This window comes from Parendozoicomonas verongulae (genome assembly GCF_009711465.1).
Classification (GTDB): Bacteria; Pseudomonadota; Gammaproteobacteria; order Pseudomonadales; family Endozoicomonadaceae; genus Sansalvadorimonas; species Sansalvadorimonas verongulae.
The window spans coordinates 12,082-33,286 of sequence record NZ_SMME01000852.1 but is presented as its reverse complement, the minus strand read 5'-3'; the positions used below and the strand labels follow the sequence as shown (position 1 = coordinate 33,286).

General features: G+C 49.1%; 16 protein-coding genes. 7 read left to right on the top strand and 9 right to left on the bottom strand.

Going from position 1 to position 21,205, the window contains the following annotated elements; genetic code table 11:
- Window positions 1-64: 64 nt before the first annotated feature.
- Entirely contained in the window at window positions 65-1,306 is a 1,242-nt protein-coding gene (locus E1189_RS15380; protein ID WP_155161216.1) for an OmpP1/FadL family transporter, read from the bottom strand.
- Between the two features lie 267 nt (window positions 1,307-1,573).
- Window positions 1,574-2,923 carry an OmpP1/FadL family transporter gene (locus E1189_RS15375; protein WP_155161215.1) on the bottom strand — a complete coding sequence of 450 codons (1,350 nt, stop codon included), beginning with the start codon at window positions 2,921-2,923 and terminating at the stop codon, window positions 1,574-1,576.
- A gap of 283 nt (window positions 2,924-3,206) precedes the next feature.
- On the opposite strand from E1189_RS15375, the gene E1189_RS15370 reads away from it, so the two are divergent.
- The 4 genes from E1189_RS15370 (at window position 3,207) to E1189_RS15355 (ending at window position 7,168) form a co-directional block, all read left to right on the top strand.
- The gene (locus E1189_RS15370; RefSeq protein WP_155161214.1) at window positions 3,207-3,884 is read left to right on the top strand and encodes a pseudouridine synthase; all 678 of its coding nucleotides are present in this window, start codon (window positions 3,207-3,209) and stop codon (window positions 3,882-3,884) included.
- Between the two features lie 95 nt (window positions 3,885-3,979).
- Window positions 3,980-4,822 (top strand): AAA family ATPase, encoded by an 843-nt coding sequence (locus E1189_RS15365; RefSeq protein WP_155161213.1) that lies wholly within the window; start codon window positions 3,980-3,982, stop codon window positions 4,820-4,822.
- 245 nt (window positions 4,823-5,067) lie between these two features.
- Window positions 5,068-5,880 (top strand): helix-turn-helix transcriptional regulator, encoded by an 813-nt coding sequence (locus E1189_RS15360; protein ID WP_155161212.1) that lies wholly within the window; start codon window positions 5,068-5,070, stop codon window positions 5,878-5,880.
- 109 nt (window positions 5,881-5,989) lie between these two features.
- Window positions 5,990-7,168 carry a vWA domain-containing protein gene (locus tag E1189_RS15355; protein ID WP_155161211.1) on the top strand — a complete coding sequence of 393 codons (1,179 nt, stop codon included), beginning with the start codon at window positions 5,990-5,992 and terminating at the stop codon, window positions 7,166-7,168.
- Here the strand turns inward: E1189_RS15355 and E1189_RS15350 are convergent.
- The 4 genes from E1189_RS15350 to cysB all read right to left on the bottom strand — a co-directional run bounded on the left by E1189_RS15350 (window position 7,153) and on the right by cysB (window position 14,690).
- Window positions 7,153-7,803, bottom strand: coding sequence for a hypothetical protein (locus E1189_RS15350; protein WP_155161210.1), 651 nt, complete (start codon window positions 7,801-7,803; stop codon window positions 7,153-7,155). The two genes, E1189_RS15355 and E1189_RS15350, sit on opposite strands and share 16 nt — an antisense overlap.
- Window positions 7,804-7,991: 188 nt before the next feature.
- Window positions 7,992-12,584: a tetratricopeptide repeat protein gene (locus E1189_RS15345; RefSeq protein ID WP_155161209.1), complete on the bottom strand. Its 4,593-nt coding sequence runs from the start codon at window positions 12,582-12,584 to the stop codon at window positions 7,992-7,994.
- Window positions 12,585-12,783: 199 nt separating this feature from the next.
- Window positions 12,784-13,545, bottom strand: coding sequence for a hypothetical protein (locus tag E1189_RS15340; protein ID WP_155161208.1), 762 nt, complete (start codon window positions 13,543-13,545; stop codon window positions 12,784-12,786).
- Between the two features lie 170 nt (window positions 13,546-13,715).
- Window positions 13,716-14,690: an HTH-type transcriptional regulator CysB gene (gene cysB, locus E1189_RS15335; RefSeq protein WP_155161207.1), complete on the bottom strand. Its 975-nt coding sequence runs from the start codon at window positions 14,688-14,690 to the stop codon at window positions 13,716-13,718.
- Between the two features lie 174 nt (window positions 14,691-14,864).
- Between cysB and E1189_RS15330 the strand changes: the two genes are divergently transcribed.
- A complete protein-coding gene (locus tag E1189_RS15330; RefSeq protein ID WP_155161206.1) occupies window positions 14,865-15,656 on the top strand; it encodes a sulfite exporter TauE/SafE family protein in 792 nt (263 codons plus the stop codon).
- Between the two features lie 102 nt (window positions 15,657-15,758).
- Window positions 15,759-16,844, top strand: coding sequence for a 3-deoxy-7-phosphoheptulonate synthase (locus E1189_RS15325; RefSeq protein WP_155161205.1), 1,086 nt, complete (start codon window positions 15,759-15,761; stop codon window positions 16,842-16,844).
- A 67-nt stretch (window positions 16,845-16,911) separates the two neighbouring features.
- Here E1189_RS15325 and E1189_RS15320 read toward each other — a convergent pair whose 3' ends face one another.
- Both E1189_RS15320 and greB read right to left on the bottom strand, forming a co-directional pair.
- On the bottom strand, window positions 16,912-17,103 hold the full coding sequence (locus E1189_RS15320; RefSeq protein WP_155161204.1) for a hypothetical protein: 192 nt from the start codon (window positions 17,101-17,103) through the stop codon (window positions 16,912-16,914).
- A gap of 296 nt (window positions 17,104-17,399) precedes the next feature.
- Entirely contained in the window at window positions 17,400-17,885 is a 486-nt protein-coding gene (gene greB, locus E1189_RS15315; RefSeq protein WP_155161203.1) for a transcription elongation factor GreB, read from the bottom strand.
- On the opposite strand from greB, the gene E1189_RS15310 reads away from it, so the two are divergent.
- Window positions 17,866-18,867 (top strand): DUF1853 family protein, encoded by a 1,002-nt coding sequence (locus E1189_RS15310; protein ID WP_155161202.1) that lies wholly within the window; start codon window positions 17,866-17,868, stop codon window positions 18,865-18,867. The genes greB and E1189_RS15310 overlap by 20 nt on opposite strands.
- A gap of 48 nt (window positions 18,868-18,915) precedes the next feature.
- On the opposite strand, the gene E1189_RS15305 is transcribed toward E1189_RS15310, so the two are convergent.
- A complete protein-coding gene (locus E1189_RS15305) occupies window positions 18,916-20,964 on the bottom strand; it encodes an NADPH-dependent 2,4-dienoyl-CoA reductase (protein ID WP_329602061.1) in 2,049 nt (682 codons plus the stop codon).
- Window positions 20,965-21,205 lie beyond the last annotated feature (241 nt).

Here is a 21,205-nt window from a genome sequence, read left to right as displayed (position 1 = left end):
CAGACAAACCTGTACGACAAAAGGCAGCCGTTTGGCTGCCCTTTGGGGTGTCTTCTAAACGAGATTAGAAGCGGTAGTTGTATTGCAGGCTGAAGATGTGGGCATCGGAGTTTTTGATTTTGCCGACTGGCGCATCATTGTGCTCGTAGATATCTTCACTGCCGCCGTTGATGTAGCCATAAGCAAAGTCGACAGTGTTGTTATCACTCAGAGCGTAAGTACCACCAACGGTGTACCACATACGGTTTGTATCAGGGATACGGAAGGTGCGGTAGTAATCATCTACTGGGCTTTCATCTCTGGCGATACCGGCGCGCAGAGTCAGGGCATTGCTGTAATTCCAGGTTGCACCTACAGAGTAACGGTTCACGTCGTTCCAGTGTTCTTCAACGGATGGGATGTTTGCACCGTTAGCAAGATCAAACTCAATTCTCTTGAAAGAAGACCAGAATGTGCGTTGAATGCTGGCCTGCAGAGATACGGTATCAGTCAGGTCATGATTAATGGAGAGTTCAGCAATTGCTGGAAGAGTTAGGTCAACCTTGCCTTTTGTATTCCAGTTAGCGCCTCCAACCCCAGGTGCACCATTAAATACATCAGACTTAACTTTTCCTTCCAAGGTGTTTTTAACTTCAGAACGATAGCTCAAACCAACACGAGTTGCGTCAGTTGCCTGCCATAATGCACCAACATTCCATCCCCATGACCAATCATCCCCTTTCATCGCCATCAAGGTCTGAGAGCCTGCTGCCACAGGAGTTGAAGAGGTAAGCTCTGCTTCTGTATGAACAGCATTAACACCAAAGCCAAAGCTCAAATCTTCGTTAAATTTATAGGAAATGCTGGTATTGAAATTCATGGAAGTGACTTCACTCTTATCCGCCTTATCTAAACGGCTAAAAGAAGAACCATAATCAGTACCAAAGCCAAAGTTAGTAAAACCACCAAAGCCAACTGCAATCTGATCGTTGATAGGCATAACCATATAAGCAGCAGGCACAAAAGCTTCACCGGCTACTTTCTTGGAACCACTGTTGCTACCGCTAGCATCTTCAACATGAATCCCAGGAACCACATAGCTACCCACCAGAGTAATGGTGGTGCTGTCGATCATGCTCATACCGGCAGGGTTACGCGCTACAACAGAGGCATCATCTGCCATTGCAGCTTCACCTGCGAAGGCGCGGCCAAGGCCGGCAGCGGAATGTTCGCTAACCTGGTAGCCTGCTGCATTGGCCTGCATTACAGGCAACATGGCTGCACAGAGTGCAGAGAGGGTGAAAGCTTTTAAGCCGTTGCGGTTCATGGAAAACCTCAGTCTGTGTGATTTTTAGCGTGCGTTATTGAACGGCCTTTTATCGTAATGGCCTTATCTGGTTACGAACCTTACTAATAGAAACCACACAAAACTAATGACTTTTACTGCATTCTGAGTTGCACAGACTGCATATCTTTTTAGTATGTAAAAAATTTGTAACGGCGCATTTACATAAGCAAACAAAAACCCGCTAATTCGGATGAACTGGCGGGTTTTTGTTAGGAGTTGATTGGTGTTTAATCAATCACGCATACATCAGAATACATAGTTGTACTGTACGCTGAAGATGTTGACTTTGGCTGCTTTGATTTTGCCTTCAATAGTTGCGAGCGGAGTGATATGGGATACATCAGCCTCTTTGGATCTCAACAGAGCGTAACCAAAATCAACTTTCTGGGCATTATCAATCTTGTAGCTGGCACCAGCTGTGTACCACTGGCGATCAACATCGGGAATGCGGAAGTCACGTTTGCTGTTTCTTACAGGACTGTTGTCGTAGGCATAACCAGCGCGCAGAGTCCACTGGTCATCCAGCTTGTAGGTTGTACCAATTGCCCAGCGGGAGCTATCCCTGAAGTCTTTTTGTTCAGACGGAACCGGGACACCACTTTTCAGCTTAACGGTGATTTCTTTAAAGCTGGACCAGTAAGTGCGCATGTAGCTTGCGTGAACAGCCAGCTGGTCAGTAACATCCTGATAAACAGACAGTTCAGCAATAGCTGGCATATCAAAGTCGACAGAGCCTTTGCTGTTAAACTGGGGAACAATCCCTTGCCCATTGAAGACATCGGATTTGGCCTTACCCTCAAGGCTTGTTTTTACTTCAGAGCGATAACTGGCACCAATACGTGTTCCTTTCAAAGGTTCCCAAAGCACACCAGCATTCCACCCAAAGCCCCAGTCATCACCCTTCACATTGATAATAGTGCCGGAACCAAGCGCGGCTGGGTCAATTTTGGAAGCACTTTTTTTAAGCGTGGCTAGGTCAATATTTAATAGTTCAGTGATAGCTGACAGATCTGATTGGAGAGCAGCCAGCGCCCTATTTTTTGCTGAATTATTCAGGTAGCTATCCAGCTCACCCTGCACGTAAACCGCATTAACACCAAAGCCAACGCTCAGGTTGTCCTGGAGCTTATACGCAAGGCTGGTATTGAAGTTCACAGACTTCACATCGGAATGGGTAGCACCAGCAGCTGCCGTGGACTCTTTTCCATACTTGGTGTTAAAACCATAATTACTGAATACACCAAAACCAACGCTCAGCTTGTCGTCAATCGGTGTTGTGTAAAACATAGCTGGAACAAATGAGGATTTAGCAACATCTTTATTGTGGGTTGTATGCCCAGACACTCTGGAATCAACTTCAACATCAGTTTGTACATAGCTGCCCACAGCCGAGAACATAGGGCCTTGCAGTTCCGTCATACCCGCCGGGTTACGGGCAACCACAGAAGCATCATCAGCAATAGCTGCTTCACCGGCAAAGGCGCGCCCTAAGCCAGCCGCACTGTGTTCATTGACCTGAAAAGCACCCGCATTTGCCTGCGTGGCTGCGCAAAGTGCTGTCAGTGCAAAAAACTTTATTGCGCTGTTGCGTGTCATGATAACCCCTTTTACTGGTGCCAAACTGTCTTGTTAGCTCCTGTGCAACAAAGCCATTTCGCACGAAATATACAATTCATTTACAATGGCGGGGAATTCTACAAAAACTTGTACATCGGCTCTAATGACTTGCACTTCTATCAGGTTTTACTGATACGCATATCTCTTCTAACGACATTTGCAGTACATTCTCCTATGGCAAAGAGGCAGAAAAACTCAGGTTCCGCTAAGGGTTTTGTTAAGATACCGGCGCTGACAACTTCTCACCCCAGACCCAGAACGAATGACTGCAATCGAAACCCCTGCGCCTTTTCTTGTCCCTTTCTGCGAAGCACCCGTTGATATCCTCTTTGCAGACGACACTTGCTTGCTGGTCAATAAACCTTCAGGCTTGCTTTCCGTTCCGGGGCGACACCCCGCCAACCGTGACTGTGTGATCTCCCGCCTGCAGGAAACCTACCCAGATGCCCAAATTGTTCATCGGTTAGATATGGACACTTCAGGAGTGATGGTGATCGCCCGGGGAAAAGAGAGTCACCGGCATTTGAGCCGTCAGTTTCAGGAGCGGGAAACCGAGAAAAAGTATTGCGCTGTTGTGGCTGGTTTGGTGGAAGAGGATAGCGGAGTCATTGAGCTCCCTCTGCGCTGCGACTGGCCCAACCGCCCTAAACAAATGGTGGATTTTGAACAGGGCAAACCTGCTCTCACAAACTACGAAGTTTTGGAGCGATGCCCTGAAGCCAATACCTCTCGCCTAAAGCTCACACCCGTCACAGGCCGCTCCCACCAGCTGCGGGTTCACTGCACGGAGCTGGGGCACCCGATTCTTGGTTGCCGGTTTTATGGCAGCGCAGAGAGTATTGCGGCCGCGCCACGGCTCAACCTCCACGCCAGCTACCTCAGGGTGAAACACCCGGTGACCGGTGATGCGTTAATCGGGCAGTCTGAGCCTCCGTTTTAGAGGGTGGCCACCCCTCTGAAAACATTGATATAAGTCAAACCCGCAGATAGAGTACAAATCCGATAACAACGACGAAAACCGCTGCGGGTGTAAGAATGAAGTTCAACAGTACCGATGAGTATATTGCCACGGATGATCTGCGTCTGGCGGTTAACGCCGCCATCACTCTGGAGCGCCCTCTGCTGGTGAAAGGGGAACCCGGTACCGGTAAAACTATGCTGGCTGAGCAGCTGGCTCAATCCCTGAACATGCGCCTGATTCCCTGGCATATCAAATCCACCACCCGGGCCCATCAGGGCTTGTATGAGTATGACGCCGTTTCACGCCTGCGGGATTCTCAACTGGGTGTGGTGGGTGTGAACGATATCAGCAACTACATCATCAAAGGCAAACTGTGGGAGGCTTTTGAATCGGATGAGCAGGTTGTGCTGCTGATTGATGAGATTGACAAAGCAGATATTGAGTTTCCTAACGATCTTTTACTGGAACTGGATCGCATGGAGTTTTATGTGTATGAAACCCAGCAGCAGGTCAAAGCAAAGAAGCGCCCTATTGTGATTATCACCAGTAATAATGAAAAAGACCTGCCCGATGCTTTCCTGCGCCGCTGTTTCTTCCACTACATCAGCTTCCCTGACCGCAAAACAATGAAAGACATTGTTCAGGTACACTTCCCCAATATAAAAGAAGAGCTGGTGCAAGAAGCGCTGGAGGTGTTTTTTGATGTCCGCAAGGTGCCCGGTATCAAGAAAAAGCCGTCCACCTCGGAACTGGTGGATTGGATCAAGCTGCTGATGGCTGACGACATTTCCGAAGACCTGCTGCGTGAGCGCGACCCCACCAAGGCTATTCCCCCTCTTGCAGGCGCTCTGGTAAAAAACGAGCAGGATGTGCAGCTTTTGGAAAAGCTGGCCTTTATGGCGCGGAGGGGCGGTTAAAAATTCGCCACACGATATACGCATAACCCTGACACAATTGACAAACCCCCTCCACAGCTTCGCCTTATGCAAAGTTATAAGGCGAAATCTTTTCCCTTAACAAAGACAACGGTTTTTTTCTTTTCAACCTGCCTAGGTACCCCCTTCCCTTGCTATTCACGAATCTGCATTATCTGGGTACATAAAAAGACACTTATGTCAGTCAACAGTTTTGAAAAAGCTCTGGAAAATCTGAGGGGATCCTTATGCAACAGGTTAAACCTGAAGGTCGTGTAGTACTCAGTAGCCAAATGGCTATGGAAGACAATGGTCGTGACAGCGATGATATTTTCACACAGTCTTCACGGTCACTGGAGATCATCCAGATGGAAATCCAGAATGTGATTTCCAAATACGGCTTTACCAGCTTCCGTTACAGCTCTATGCCCACAGATCTGGGCAGCCGTGACAGCTCTGGCATGCTGAACTTTGATGTCAAACAGCGCGCCGATGGTCGTGAAGGCTTTGGTACAATGTCTGATAAAGTGCTCAGAACTTACTATCACACTCTGGCGGAAGGGGATGATACTCTGCAGCGTTTGATCTCTGCCTATGAGCCGATCATCTATCCGACACCCGGTACGGGCAGCACCCCGGCCATTGAGCTGTTCCGCCGTTACGGTATTTCCAGTCAGGTGCTGATTCCCCTGCGCTGGCAGACAGGCTCCGACTGGCTGTGCGTATTCTCACTGCAAAGTGATCTGTTGCCTGATGAGCTGGCTGCCCATTACCAGTCTGTCCGCAAAGTGCTGAATGTTCGCATTCTGGGCTGGCATCTGGAACTGATGGCTTTCCGTCAGGAAAAGTTCAACCCTTACATTGTCCGCAAGGTGCTTTCGCCCCGCGCTCGCCATATCCTGAAGCTGGCTTCTGAAGGTCTGTCTTCCCGGGCTATTGCTGAGATGACAGATATCAGCGACAACGGCGTAAACTACCACTACCGTGAAGCCAAACGTGTTCTCGGTGCCCGTAACCGCACCCATCTGGTTTCTCTGGCCAAGGATCATAAAATTATTTAATTTTTCTTGTCCGGAAGATAACAGAAGCCAGAGTCATTATTGAGTAATGTCTCTGGCCTCTTTCTTTTGCTAACCTATGCAGCTCGCAACACATTAAAACGACAAGAATATGCTGCTGAATTTCTTCGACACCCTCCGACGCTACAAGGCACCGGTCAGTATTCGCGAATATCTGGATCTTCTCGAGGCACTCAAGGCCAATCTGGTGTTTGCAGACCGTGAACAGTTCTACCATCTTGCCCGCGCTGTTCTTATCAAGGATGAACGTCACTTTGATCGTTTTGATCGTGCGTTTTCCGCGTTCTTTGAGGGGGTCGATACCCTGGAAATGCTCCCGGAGGCCATGATTCCTGAAGAGTGGCTGCGCAAAGAGTTCGAGAAATTCCTTTCCGAGGAAGAGAAAGCCAGGGTCATGGGCCTTGGTAATTTTGAGGAGTTGATCAAACAGTTTAAAGAGCGTCTGGCGGAACAGCAGAAACGTCATCAGGGCGGCAGTAAATGGATTGGTACCGGGGGCACGTCTCCCTTTGGGGCTTATGGATTTAATCCCGAAGGCATCCGCATGGGGCAGGATAGCGGCCGCAATCAAAGTGCCGTAAAAGTCTGGGATAAACGGGAATTCCGTAATCTTGATGACTCCGTTGAGCTGGGCACCCGCAATATTAAAGTGGCCTTGCGTCGTTTAAGAAAGTTTGCCCGTGAAGGTGCGCAGGAAGAGCTGGATATGGACGACACCATTCATTCAACAGCCCGGGCCGGTGGCATGCTGGATATCAAAATGGTGCCGGAGCGCCACAATAATGTGAAAGTGCTGGTGTTTATGGATATCGGCGGCACGATGGACGCCCACGTCAGAGTGTGTGAGGAGCTGTTCTCCGCCATCAAAACCGAGTTCAAGCATCTGGAGTTTTTTTACTTCCACAATTTTATTTATGAATCTGTGTGGAAGGATAACCTGCGCCGTCATAAGGACCGTATTCAAACTCTGGATATCTTTCATAAGTTTGGGGAAGACTACAAAGTGATTTTTGTGGGGGACGCCACCATGGCACCTTACGAAGTCACCGAAGCCGGCGGCAGTGTGGAGCACTGGAATGAGGAAGCGGGTTCCATCTGGATGCTGCGGTTTATGGACAAGTACCGCAAACTGGTGTGGCTGAATCCTTATCCGGAAACCCATTGGGAATACACCACATCCACTGACCAGATTCTCAAGCTGGTTGATAACAGGATGTATCCCCTTACCGTGAAGGGGATTGAGGATGGCATGCGTTATTTGAGCCGGTAAGTCAGTACCCTGTTGCTGCGCTGTACACGAATACCTTGCAGCTCTTTCATTTGGGTGAGCTGATAGGAGATCTGAGAACCATCACTCATGGCCAGGTCATACTGATAACCGTTGCCAGCACTGTAAGCGAACACTTCCTTGACTGATGCAGGTTCTTCCAGCAGCAGGAACTGACTGAGATACTGACGGCTGTTTAAAGGCTGCACCCGCTCTTCCGGCTGACTGGCAAGGTGTCCCACCATCTCTCCCATATGGGCAAAAGTCCCGTACTCCGTCACCCGTATTAACTCTTCAACCTCGCCTTTTACGGGCTTATTTTCAGGGGATTGCTTGATTCGGGTGAAGACCATACCACCGTCTTCCTGTAAATCTTCATACTCTGGCAGGCCAAGTCCGGCTGGAGGTGTTTCACTGAAGTGGCTGCTTAATCGCAGGGTGCTGCCATTGAGCCACTTTTCATGGGTCATGACAACCTGACCGGGCCAGGATTGACCATCAGCCTCCAGAGTGACCTGAAAACCCAGGTTTTGTGTCGTGTGAGTATCACCACTTAAAGCCACGGCCAAAGCGGCTCCCAGTGACAAAGTGATACCGAGTGAGAAGCTGAGAAATGATTTGGATACACTGGATTCCATAAATGGTCTGCCCCGAAGTCATTGATCTTAAAAGTCACGGCATCCATTCCAGCTGTGTTAAGGCGTGCGCCTCTTCCTTGCCTGAAGTCAGACAGAGTAACTAACACAAGGTTCAGCCAGCCTAACGGCCTTTGTCAGTCATACTGACTGTGGCGGTCAGGCTGACTGACAAGAGAGGTGAGGGAGAATCAGATTTCGGATGTATCCTGTTGTAACTGTGTTTTCCGTTCAGCTTGAACACGCTCAATAATCCCGAGGTGCATTCGAATTTCAGGGGTTTGAGGATCAATGGATTCAAACAATACTTGTGCTGCCTGAAGGTTCTGGTTGATACCTTTGAAACAGTACATCAGGCTCAGCGCTCCCATATAGGCCTCTTTCGGCTCCATATCTACGGGTTTACCTGAACCGATCCGTTCAACAGCACGGGTCATCTTGTCATTCCAGACTTCCCATTCTTCCAGCTCCAGCTCTTCTTGAATGTGGTAGGCGTGATCGCAACGATCTTTGAGAATCTCGACGGCATCGTCCCGGGCATCCTCATCAGTGACTGCCAGGTTTTCAAGTCGATCAACAGCTCTCAGGAAGCCACTGCTGTCCCCCCCTTTCACTTCTGTACGCAAGGCAAGAGCCCCCTGCAGCAGGCGTAACTGTCGGGTTACCAACTCTCTCACTGCCTGATCGTCCTCTCTGGCAATCTCAGCAGCGTAGTTATCAAGAAGGTTCAGAACCTTGTTTGTGGTTTCTGTACCACCCGCCACAGCCGCATCCTTTAGCGCAAACATGGCGTCCAGATGGTCATTGGAGTCCCAGAAATAACAGGCCAGCAGAAGTCTGGCCTCGACATGACTGCTATCCTTCTCTGCAATCCTTTTCAGTACCGGAACGGCTCGGCTGATACGGCCCGACTTCCACAGGATTTCTGCAAGATTCATCGCCTGCATGCCCGTGGCATCGGCACACTCTTCAAAAGATTCCAACAGCTCAGGGCTGATTGGTGCCAGCACACTAAAGCCAGCATTGTAGATGTACAGTGCCAGCCCTTGTGTAGCAGGGTGTTGCAGTGCGTCGTGAGCCGCGCGGCGCAACTGGGACATCATGGATTCATTGCCCGGTTCTCTGGCCTCTTTCACCAGGGAATCCACATGCAGGCTGTTCAACAGATAAAGAGCTTCCTGCAGTCGGGCCTGATTCTTCATGCACTCTTCAACCCGTCCAAGGAGTTGATCTAAAGCGATGGTGGACTGTCCCTTCTCGTAGACTTTCGCCAGCAAGCTATCCAGCTCCTGCTGAGTGCTGCGAGGAAAACAGTAGAGACCGGTGGCCAGATTCTGCATGGCAGCAATATTCAATGCACCGGCCCCATCAACAATCAGGTTCTGTTCCAAAACTGCTGGCAGAGGAATTCTGGCATTACCCAGCAGCGGACTACGTACAACAGGGCGGCCATTTTCCTGCCCTATGGCGAAGGCTATGTTACTCATAAAATAAAGAACAACTCGCACGCCTGTATTCAGGACAGACGCCATAATCCTGTTACCCAGCCCGGATTGCGGATCTGCCTTGACATTGACTTTTAACTTGCGAAGTTTACTCAGGTGTAAAGCACCATTTGAAACCACTATATCTCCGCTCACATTCAGGGTTTTATTGCGAAACAGCTTTTTCACAAAAGCGGGCATAGGGAGCGAATTCCGTATCTGAACACCCGGTGTCGGGCCAACCAGCTCTTGATGGAGAGCCTCCCTGTTTTCTTTCGCTTGTTGCGCGGCGAAAAGTTGCCCCTCTCTTTCCTGAAGGTGCTCAAAGCTCCTTTCTTCTTCATCCTGCATGGCTCTGACATTGAAGGACACCTGATCATTCACAAGGTCATTAAACCCGATTGATGCTCCCTTAACTGTTAAGTGACCATTAAGGTTATGATCCAGCATTAAGCCCAACCCACCCACTTTCATACGGCCAGAACTCACATTTTCAATACTCGCCCGCAAGGTTTCATGGGCCAGCACAACTTTTTTTGTATTACGCCCTTTATCGGTTTCAGGCATTTCTGTCATCACCACTTTCACACCACAGAGATGACCTTTCCCGTTGAGTGGAAACGAGAAATGATGTCGAGGCCACAGAGGATTCTCCATGCCCGTATCAACCACAATGTCCCCATGACCTTCAAGATTGATACGACCAAGATCCACTGTCGTTTTGTTTTCTTTCACATTCCTGTGCTTAACCGGTTCGGACGTAACATAAACATCACGTATCTGTCCTGCAACATCTTTGGGCAGTTGTAGCCGCACGTCTTCCGTCAAAACTAACGCAGATTTCAGGGTATCACCCTTCAGGCCATCAATATCAACCCGGCTTTTGCCCGTCAATCTGTCATAGACGACACCGGTTCTACCTTCCATAACAATTGTTGCTGCACCATCAATCAGAAGATTATCTAAGGGGCCTTTCTTTTCTTTTGTCCTCAGTTCTTCGGTATTTTCATCCATAGCCGCTACAAGGTTTTTCATGAACGCCGGCTTGCAGGTCACAGTCACTAAACCGGAATTTCCCTGATCTTTCTGACCTACGCTCAGGCACACCTCATCCTGAGATGTGCCTGTTCTGTTTATGTCAATGCTAATCCCACTGACACCCCCACTCACTTCCAGGTTACCTTTTGTTTTCAGATCCAGGCGGCCAACTTCTACATGAGTTGACGAATCCCCCTCCGTGCGCCAAACCGCTTTTTCCGGGCTAAGCCTGGTTGTCCGCTTATTCACGTTCTGCACAAGGTCAACCTTAAGGTCACCAATATATCCACTCACTGTGTGACAGGCATCAGGGGGAAGTTTCTCGAGAAAACCTTTTGAAACAGGCGTTTTTTCCAGAACTTGCAAAGGGTCGGGCGGAAGAAGCTGACCAACCGCCTTGCTGGCCAGTGCTACTGGCCCAGTGGCATCAACATGAATGGAGCCGACCTTAACCCCCAGAGAGGCCATGCGCGAGGTTTCGCTCATCTCTCCTTTCAAGTCGGGATTCAGTGCTACATTCAGGTTCTTCACTGCAACGGTGAGATCTACCTCTCCATGGGTATCAACATCCAGCTGATGCACATGAACATTCACGGGTAATCGCAGCTGTGCCAAGGCCTTGTGCAACACCGAATCAGGGCTACGTCTGGCCATATTCAAACCACGTGTAATGGTTTCTGCCGTGGTGCCTTCCGTTTCAACACTCACCTTTCCGATGTCTGCACTGACATGTACGGGAGCATCTTCTTTATCACCGGTGGCCGCACTGATCATGGCTTTTGCCAGCTGGCCCATAGCCGGAGCCAAATCCTTTTTCTTGCAGTCGAGATACTTTTGAAAAGCTCCTCCAATAGGGCCGCCCAGGGTAAGTTTTATCGGTGTAATACTGAGTCTGACATCAGCTTTAACACCACCATCAATGGGCGCAAGGACACTGGCTTCCACATCCGACAATTCAATATCAACAAACGGATGACCATTTTCATGCCGGGTAACAATACCCGTAGGGTTGAAAGTCACATTGCTCAGTTCGAGAAAATCATCCTCAAAAGGAATTTTCAATCTGGAAACTTTCAGCTGTGGCAGGCTGGTTTTCCCTTGATGTACACGACGAAGACTTAACACCAGAGAAACCAGTTGCCGGTTAAAAATATCTTGATTCTCTTTTGCTAAAGCCAGATTGTGCTCGTAGGCCTGTTTTTGTAGCTCAAGCTGTGTTTCCACGTCACTGCGTCTGTCTGTGACTTCGTCATCTGCGGCCAATGCCTGTGCAGCCATACGCACTTCATCTTCTGCCTCCTCGAGGGTACGCATGAATTTGTCATTTTGCGTTTGCAGCTGTGCAATTTTGTTTCTGTAATGCTGAGCCTGATCGCTGCTGGGGTCTTTCTGTTCGGCATCACGCAATTTCTGTTGATTGCGGACAATGTCTCCCTGCAGTTCTGAGTGCTTATCCTTAATATCCTTCAGTCTGCTATCCGTTCTTTTCTTAGTCTTTTCGTGCTCTTTATGGAGTTTTGATTGCATTTTGCGGGCTTTACCAGCCTGTTTTATTTTTTCTTCCAGCTCGGCAATCTTTTCCTTGTAATGGCTGGATTCGTAAGAGTCCACGGGCAGATACTTCTTTAATGCCTTCTCAGCGACCCATCCAATCACTTTTTCTGCCAGATTTCTTTTCGCATTGAGGTTTTTTGGTGAGCCAGATTGGTGTTCAAAACCTGGATGATTCAAAACCTCATCAATATCTGTATTAGAATCCAGATTGCTGAAGTCAGCTCCAAATGTCTCAACGGTTCCATCATCACTGATACTGGAGCTTCTTCTGTGCTCACCGTTGTTAACAAGCTTATCTGGCAATTGGTGTGAACCCACAAAGGGTAAAGCCGACTTGGGCAATGGCTGCATTGCACTTTTGGGGGGCGGAGAGTCAAGGGGTTCAGCGGGAACCGGCTTAGGTTTGGCTTTTATAAACCGTAAAAGCTTTCTTTCTTTTTGGGGAGGTTTTACCTGCGGGATAACAGGCTCATGACTTTCCGTTCTTCTGCCTGAAATGTCTGAGCTGGACTCTATGCCAAACTCACTATGGAACTCTTTAACACTGGCCTGTGCTTTGGTTTCCTTAACCTCTCTACCAATACGAACCAGAAGAGTCCGGCGCATCTGGCTGATTTTCTTTCTGGTTCCACGGAAAGGCTGTTTTTTTGAAACCCCAGTTCCCTGAGGAGAGTACTTATCCCCGGAACTATCTATACCACCGTTCATCCTTAAAACTCCCTGGAACCGTTCTCACCCTTTTAACGGGCAGGCCTTGTTTCAGGTTAGCCAGAGAAGCAATAGCACAGAGACAACGGGAATCAGAGCGTCATTTTTTTCAGTAACTGCCAGTGTAAATCAGGGTCTTACCGGCACCTGCCGGTATACTGGCAACAAGGTATCTGTTCTACGGACCCTGCAAATCCTCTCATAAAGCACCCTTGGCAGGTTTTTTATCCAGTTCCTGAAGCTCTACCTGTAACTGGCGAAGTTGCTCCCGCAGCTTCAGGTCTTCAACATTTTCCAGACTTTTCTCAAACTCAGACTTGGGCGGAGCCTGGATATGAGTTTGAGACTCAAGCGGTTGAACGACAGCTGCTTGATGACTCCATACTGCCCAGAGTATGAAAAAAATAGCCACCGTCATTACCACCGTCAGGAATATCCCCAGGCTCTGGAGCTTTGACGTACTCGGTGCAGCAGTTGAGACTGCCAGCGGTTCAATTTGACGAACGTCTACTGTGATATTTTCAATCACAGGTTCTTTCTCGGGCTTTTCTCGCGGCCCTTCAACAGGGGCGAAAGAAAGGGCGGAAAAACTTGCACTGATTGTTGGGATAGTGGAATCAGCAGATGCTTGTGCAACAGCATTATCAACAGCGACCAGAGCGTGTTCGTCAATGGTAAAAGAAGACGACAGTTCCGGTTCATGCACAACCAGAGGTGGCTCGACACTTACCAGTATTCCTGCCCGCTCGAGGGTGTTTTGGTATTTTTCTACCTGTGAAGAATGAAGGTTCTTTTTAATCACAACGGGCCTGCCGGAAAACAGCAGACTCAGTTTGGCGTTGTCGTTCACTTTCAGAAGACGGGATAGATTAGACCTGGCCTTTTTCTGATCGAAGCCAATAAGAATATCCCCTCGAAACACCAGTCGGTGAAGCTGCTCCCCGGCTTTCTCTTTCGACATTTTCAATCCCTGCTATCTATCCGGTTTGTATTGTTATTTCCGGCGGTTCACATTACTCCTTTGTAAACCGTATAGATAAGATAATAACTAAGTCTTGTAGAGCGTGAAACACCTGAACAAAGAAAGGAGAGCCGCAGCTCTCCTTTCTTTTGAGCGGATAGAAAAATGTCTCAGAGCATGGGCAGCTCAACATTTTCAAACAGCTCTTCAATATCTGCCTTGTTGTGACGGGCAACAGCCTCATCCACCAGCTCACGGGTAAGGTGAGGTGCGAACTTCTCAATAAACTCATACATGAAGCCACGGAGGAAGGTGCCACGACGGAAACCAATATGGGTCACACTGGGAACAAACAAGTGATTGGCATCCAGAGGGACAAGATCTTTATCCAGTTCAGGGTCATAAGCCATACGGGCAACAATGCCGATACCCAGCCCAAGGCGTACATAGGTTTTGATCACATCAGCATCTGCAGCCGTAAACACAACCTTGGGGGCGATACCCTCTTTAATAAAGGCGTCGTCTAATCGGGAACGTCCGGTAAAACCAAAAACGTAAGTGACAATCGCATACTTGCCAATATCTTGCAGGGTCAGCTGAGGCAACTGTGCCAGTGGATGATTGCGGGGTACAAGAATGCACCGGTTCCACTTGTAGCAAGGCATCATAATCAGATCACTGAACATCTCCAGCGCCTCTGTGGCAATGGCGAAGTCAACGGTGCCGTCTGCAGCCATTTCAGCAATCTGACTGGGTGTTCCCTGGTGCATATTGAGGGAGACATCAGGATATTTCCCAATAAATTCCTGGATCACGTTGGGTAAAGCGTAGCGAGCCTGGGTGTGAGTGGTAGCGATGGAGAGCGTACCCTTTTTCTCGTTGCTAAATTCCTGTGCAACCTGCTTGATAGAGTCTACTTTCCTAAGAATCTCTCCTGCAGTTTCAATAATTTTCTCACCTGCAGGTGTGATTCTGGTCAGATGCTTACCGCTACGGGCGAAAACTTCTACTCCCAGCTCATCTTCCAGAAGCCTGATCTGTTTGCTTATTCCCGGCTGGGATGTGTAAAGGCTCTGTGCGGTGGCCGATACATTAAGATCATGGTGGGCAACTTCCCAGATATAGCGTAACTGTTGAAGCTTCATTCTATTTGTCTCCGCTCCGCCCATATACGGTGAGGGTATAAAAATATAATAAAATATTACTTTATAGAATAGATAGTGGTCGATACATTTGCCAGCAGCCTGATAAGAGGAGGGTTTTTAAAATGATTATTCCCAAGTGGCGAAACATTACTAACTGTAGACAATAATTTTAATATGGATGCTCTTCTTTATAACGTTCTACTTTATGCAGCAGCCGGTGCAGGGGTTGGTTTCGCGGTAGGACTCACAGGCATCGGCGGCGGCTCTCTGATGACGCCTCTGCTGCTACTTTTCGGCTTTCCCGCGCCTACGGCAATCGGGACAGATTTGATGTACGCCTCTATCACCAAGGCTAACGGCGTTGTCGCTCACCAGCGTCAGGGGAGTATCAACTGGAGGCTGGTCGGTTTGCTGGCTTCAGGCAGTATTCCTGCATCCCTGTTCACTATCTGGTTACTGGATAACTACTTCCATAGCAGTGAGGCCTATACCCGTATTCTGACCAGCAGCCTTGGGCTTATGTTGATTCTCACTGCATTGATCCTGTTATTCCGCCACAGAATTGTGGCCTCTGGTGAGAATGAGGGCGTGGTGAACTGGTTACAGAGTAAATCTCACCCCGTCACGGTTATCATGGGCCTGTTCCTCGGTTTTCTGGTCACACTCTCCTCTGTTGGTGCCGGAGCCTTTGGCACGGCGATCCTGATGGTTTTGTTTCCCACTCTGGCTGCCGTAAGGGTGGTGGGCACCGATCTGGCCCATGCAGTTCCTCTCACCCTTGTAGCCGGTGTTGGCCATTTATTCCTTGGCAATGTCGATTTCATGTTGCTGATCTGTCTTCTGTCAGGCTCTATTCCTGCTACGCACTTTGGTGCCAGGATCGGTCAGAAACTTCCTGAAGTTCTTCTCCAGCGGATACTGGCCGTGATCCTTCTGATCATGGGTATTCGTTATGCACTCACCTGAGTGCGCTCTCACCGAAAGATTGTGGACACATGTAGTTTTTATTAGAGTGTCCACTGCCTTCTGGCAAAACGACGAAAAGCCTCTCTGAAGTGGATATACCTGATGACAACAGATCTCAATCCCCCCTCCGTAGAAGACCTTAACATTGAGGCACAAACCGTCCTTATCACCCCTAAGGACATGAAGGCCAGTATTCCTTTAACTGAGGATATGCGCGAGAAGATTCAACAGAGCCGCAATGTCATTCGCAACATTCTGGAAGGCAAAGACAAACGCCTGTTCGTTGTGGTTGGCCCCTGCTCCATTCACGATACCAAAGCTGCTCTGGAGTACGCCGAAAAACTGCAAGCCCTGTCCGAAGAACTTTCCGATACATTGTATCTGGTGATGCGCGTTTACTTCGAGAAACCAAGAACAACGACAGGCTGGAAGGGTTTGATAAACGACCCGGATATGAACGATTCATGCCATCTGGAAAAAGGTCTGCGTATGGCTCGTCAGTTGTTGCTGGATATTGTGGAGATGGGCCTGCCAACATCCACTGAAGCACTCGACCCTATCTCGCCGCAGTATATTCAGGATCTGATCAGCTGGTCTGCCATTGGGGCACGCACCACAGAATCCCAGACCCACCGGGAAATGGCCAGCGGCCTGTCATCAGCCGTTGGCTTCAAGAACGGTACAGATGGTGGCCTGACCGTAGCGATTAACGCTTTGCAGTCTGTATCCAGCCCCCACAGTTTCCTTGGTATCAATCATAACGGTCAGGTTGCGGTGACTCACACCAGAGGCAACCCTTACGGTCACGTTGTTCTGCGTGGCGGCAATGGCAAACCTAATTACGATTCTGTGAGTGTGGCAATCTGTGAAAAGCAGCTGGAAAACGCGGGTTTGAGCACTAACCTGATGATTGACTGCAGCCATGCCAACTCCAACAAAGATCCAAGTCTGCAGCCTCTGGTGATGGATAACATCGCCAACCAGATTGTGGAAGGAAACAACTCGATTGTCGGCCTGATGGTAGAAAGCAACCTGGGGTGGGGAAATCAACCCATTCCAGCCGATCTCAGCCAGCTCAAATACGGTGTATCTGTCACCGATGCCTGCATTGACTGGGAAACGACAGAAACCACTCTAAGGGATATGGCAGGCAAACTACGAAACGTACTGCCCGGACGTGAGCGTTAATCATTATTAGAAATCTTTAACTCCTCCCCTGACTGGGGGAGGCCTGAGGATAATGATATCCGGGTACTTATAGATCCAGCCCGAGCTGGGTAACGGGCAACTCAAACTGGCGGGGTTCGGACTCAATCAATCGGTGTTTTCTTAAACCCGGCATATTGGAAATACGCTGGTCCAGAATAGCTGTACAGATATGGCACGTTGTACCCAGATGTTTGTTAGCCAATACCTCAAACCCTGATTCATTTTGAATCAGTTTCATACAAAGAGTCCGGTTTCCCTGCCCTTCGATATCATAGTTAGCCTCGACAATGTGACGCGGCCCGAATTCGGGGGCCGTCACAAAGTAGTCAGAGAGTATGCTCTGTTTGTAACGCTTCACGATTGATCAGTCTGAACCATAAGCTGCAATTGGAAAGGCGACGTAGCCTACAGGAAATCAACACCAGATACTAATACGAAGAAATATCCAATGAGACGGCACAGCTCTCCAGCGGAAAAAGACGCCGTCAGACTATGGGAAAGCAATGGTCCGGGTACTTACTCTCTCTGTCATTTTTACTCATCATCAAAGGGCTGGTACTGGATACGATTCACCAACCAGATTTTATCGCCCGATGGCGCCTTTACCCTCACTTCGTCGTCTACCGTTTTACCCAGTACAGCGCGGGCCATGGGGGAATTGACTGTAATGTGGCCTTTTTGGGTATCAATCTCATCACTGCCCACTATACGACAGCGTAAAATGTCCCCATCCTCATTCTCCAGCTCAACCCATGCCCCGAAAAAGGCCTTGCCTTCCTGCTCAGGGGAATATTCAACAACCTTAACCACCTCCAGTCGTTTTCTCAGAAAGCGTACACGGCGATCAATGGCCCGCAGCTCCCGCTTACCTTCCTTATATTCCGCATTTTCCGAGCGATCTCCCAAAGCTGCAGCTTCCGACACGGCTTGTGTCACCTGTGGCCGTTTAACTTTCCAGAGATAATCCAACTCTTCCCGTAAAGTATCCTTTCCGGCCTGTGTGATCAGGTGTGATTTCATAAAACCTCAATGTGAAACGGCGGTTGACCTTGACAACAAATCCCTTAATGTAACATTAGATACCTATGAAAAAAGAAGGGGGAAGGTTATTCAAACGGACTTACTGGCCCATGAAATCGACTGGCTTCTCACAAGCCCTCCTTTATTGACGCCCAAAGCCCACCCTCGCATTCTCGCCCAGGGGGCGAATCGGGCGCTCTTGCCCTGGCTTGCCAGACAGGCTCTCGAGAACACATCTGTTTTTGAGGATATGCTCGCTCAGCGCCGTTCAACACGCCTGGGTATCCGCTATGAAACTCTCTGGCAATTTCTGTACAAGCAGACACCGAATTGCAAAATTCTCGCAAGCAATCTTCCTGTAAGGGATACCACACGTACACTAGGTGAGTTCGACCTCCTCTATCAAAAAATGTCACAGCCTGCGCCTCGGTATATTCATCAGGAAATGGCGATCAAGTTTTATCTGGGAAAACCCTGTAGTCAGGGCAACTGGTTTGACTGGATAGGCCCCGATCATTCCGATCAATTGGGCGTCAAAATGAAAAAGATGTTTGACTCTCAAATTCGCCTTTCACACACAGACGACGGCAAACGTGTACTTAATCAATTAACAGGCCATCAAATCTGGGAGCAAGAGCTCCTCATTCAGGGTTACCTGTTTTATCCCTGGAATAAACCCTGCCAGGCACCAGACAACAGTCACCCTCGGCATCTACGTGGTGACTGGTTGCCTCTTAAGCAACTAAGACAGTACTGCGAAAGCCTCGGAACTGACGCTTTCCTGATACCACCCAGACAATTCTGGTTATCGCTGCAAGCCCCTTCAGAAGAACTCACGGCCTTACTCACCGTTTATTCTTTATCTGACTTTTCATCCAGCCTGACCCAGCATATTACGCAAACCAATAAACCCATATTGGCAACGGCAGAGTTGCTTTCAGGCACACGCAAACTGTTCTTTGTCACTCCTGATCATTGGTGACCCCACAGAGCTAAAGCTTGTGGGGGGGGGGGATTTAACCTCTAGCTATTAGATTTCTGCAGCGAGTCTTGATCCCTGATCAATCGCCCGTTTGGCATCCAGCTCGCGGGCTTCATGGGCACCACCAATCAGGCTTACGTGCACACCCGCAGCTTCCAGTGGTTTTTGCAGCTCACGGAGAGGCTCCTGCCCGGCACAGAGTATCACGTTATCGACCTCTAACAGCATATCCTCCTCGTTCCGGGTAATATGGAGACCATCGCCGTCAATTTTCCGGTACTCAACCCGATTCAGCATTTTTACCCCTTTGCTCTTCAGGGATGTACGATGAATCCAGCCAGTGGTTTTGCCAAGGTTCTGTCCCACTTTACTCTTCTTACGCTGCAACAGATAAATCTCTCTCGGTGAAGCTTTCGGGGCAGCAGACACACCTTCTACACCACCACGGGCGTTGAACTCAAGATCAATACCCCACTCTTTAAAGAAGGCTTGGGCATCAGGAGTTGCTGAAACACCTTCATGAGTGATGAACTCGGAAACATCAAACCCAATTCCTCCCGCACCAATCACCGCCACTTTTTTACCAACGGGCTTGTTGTGCAGTAAAACGTCCAGGTAACTGAGTACTTTTTCATGATCAATGCCGGGGATGTCTGGCACTCTTGGCGCAATACCGGTTGCCAGTACAACATGGTCATAACCTGTGCCACTCAGATCTTCGGCACTCACTCGCGTATTCAGCCGCACATCTACACCTGTAGATTTGAGCTTATGATCAAAGTAACGGAGGGTTTCATAAAACTCTTCTTTACCGGGGATGCGCTTCGCTACATTAAACTGGCCTCCGATACTGCTGGCCTGATCAAACAGAGTTACCTTATGTCCACGTTCCGCAGCAACGGTTGAGAAAGCCAGCCCCGCAGGCCCTGCCCCTACAACCGCAATACGCTTGGGTGTTTCATTATGATGAAGAGGAATATAATTCAACTCAGTTTCATGGCAGGCGCGAGGATTCACCAGACAACTGGTCAGCTTACCCGAGAAGGTGTGATCCAGACACGCCTGATTACAGCCAATACAGGTGTTAATACTTTCACTCTTACCGGCGGCAGCTTTATTCATAAACTCCGGATCAGCCAGTAAAGGGCGAGCTATAGACACCATATCAGCCTGCCCTGAAGCCAGAATACTTTCTGCCACATCCGGAGTATTGATGCGATTGGTGGTAATCAGCGGAATGTTTACTTCACCTTTAAGCTTGGCGGTGACACTGGCAAAGGCGCCTCTGGGCACCATAGTGGCAATGGTGGGAATGCGAGCCTCATGCCAGCCGATACCAGTATTAATGATTGTGGCACCGCACCGCTCAACAGCTTTTGCCAGATCGACAATCTCGTCCCAACGACTGCCGCCTTCCACCAGATCCAGCATGGAAAGACGGTATATAATGATAAACTTGGGGCCTACAGCGATGCGAACGCGGCGAATAATATCCAGTGGCAGACGTATACGATTCTCATAGCTGCCACCCCAGTGATCTTCGCGCTTATTCACCCGTGCTGAAATAAACTGATTGATGAAGTACCCTTCAGACCCCATAATCTCTACGCCATCGTAACCGGCGTGTTTGGCCAAAGCCGCACAGTTCACAAAATCATAAATTTGCTTTTCGATCTCGTCTTCAGTCAGCTCGTGGGGCTGGAAAGGATTGATGGGAGCTTGAACAGCCGATGGCGCAACACATTTGGGGTTATAGGCATAACGTCCCGCGTGTAACATCTGCAGGCAGATTTTACCGCCATGCTGGTGAACTGCCGTGGTCACCTTACGATGCTGAAAGGCTTCTTCTTCATTTGTAAGCTTGGCAGCCCCCTGAAACACAGCGCCCTCTTCGTTCGGAGCAATACCTCCAGTGACAATCAAACCAACACCACCACGGGCACGCTCTGCGTAGTACGCGGCCACCCGTTCAAAACCATTAGGGCGTTCTTCCAGCCCCGTGTGCATAGAACCCATCAGACAGCGGTTTCTCAAAGTGGTGAAGCCCAGATCAAGGGGCTGAAGAAGGTGTGGGTAGTGCAGGCTTGAGTCGGCCAAAAGCAACTCCTCTCGTTATTCTATTTTCTGACGGAAAACAGCTACGAACCCCCTGCTACTTGCCGCCTGGTCTTTTACAATAGGTCTGACAGAGTCAAAGTAACCAGACGGGCAGCAAACAACAATGATAGGCACTGACAAAAATATGATTCCTCTGTGCCTTGTTATATTTGAGGCTTGCACTCGCTCGCCTCCCCGTGAAGTCCCGTTCGCTCAGCATGACAATGCCGCCATCTAGCTC

What these genes read in the sequence shown, in the direction of transcription:
- E1189_RS15380 (WP_155161216.1), bottom strand. Translation starts at nt 1,306, where the DNA reads ATGAACCGCAACGGCTTAAAAGCTTTCACCCTCTCTGCACTCTGTGCA.
- E1189_RS15375 (WP_155161215.1), bottom strand. Translation starts at nt 2,923, where the DNA reads ATGACACGCAACAGCGCAATAAAGTTTTTTGCACTGACAGCACTTTGC.
- E1189_RS15370 (WP_155161214.1), top strand. Translation starts at nt 3,207, where the DNA reads ATGACTGCAATCGAAACCCCTGCGCCTTTTCTTGTCCCTTTCTGCGAA.
- E1189_RS15365 (WP_155161213.1), top strand. Translation starts at nt 3,980, where the DNA reads ATGAAGTTCAACAGTACCGATGAGTATATTGCCACGGATGATCTGCGT.
- E1189_RS15360 (WP_155161212.1), top strand. Translation starts at nt 5,068, where the DNA reads ATGCAACAGGTTAAACCTGAAGGTCGTGTAGTACTCAGTAGCCAAATG.
- E1189_RS15355 (WP_155161211.1), top strand. Translation starts at nt 5,990, where the DNA reads ATGCTGCTGAATTTCTTCGACACCCTCCGACGCTACAAGGCACCGGTC.
- E1189_RS15350 (WP_155161210.1), bottom strand. Translation starts at nt 7,803, where the DNA reads ATGGAATCCAGTGTATCCAAATCATTTCTCAGCTTCTCACTCGGTATC.
- E1189_RS15345 (WP_155161209.1), bottom strand. Translation starts at nt 12,584, where the DNA reads ATGAACGGTGGTATAGATAGTTCCGGGGATAAGTACTCTCCTCAGGGA.
- E1189_RS15340 (WP_155161208.1), bottom strand. Translation starts at nt 13,545, where the DNA reads ATGTCGAAAGAGAAAGCCGGGGAGCAGCTTCACCGACTGGTGTTTCGA.
- cysB (WP_155161207.1), bottom strand. Translation starts at nt 14,690, where the DNA reads ATGAAGCTTCAACAGTTACGCTATATCTGGGAAGTTGCCCACCATGAT.
- E1189_RS15330 (WP_155161206.1), top strand. Translation starts at nt 14,865, where the DNA reads ATGGATGCTCTTCTTTATAACGTTCTACTTTATGCAGCAGCCGGTGCA.
- E1189_RS15325 (WP_155161205.1), top strand. Translation starts at nt 15,759, where the DNA reads ATGACAACAGATCTCAATCCCCCCTCCGTAGAAGACCTTAACATTGAG.
- E1189_RS15320 (WP_155161204.1), bottom strand. Translation starts at nt 17,103, where the DNA reads ATGAAACTGATTCAAAATGAATCAGGGTTTGAGGTATTGGCTAACAAA.
- greB (WP_155161203.1), bottom strand. Translation starts at nt 17,885, where the DNA reads ATGAAATCACACCTGATCACACAGGCCGGAAAGGATACTTTACGGGAA.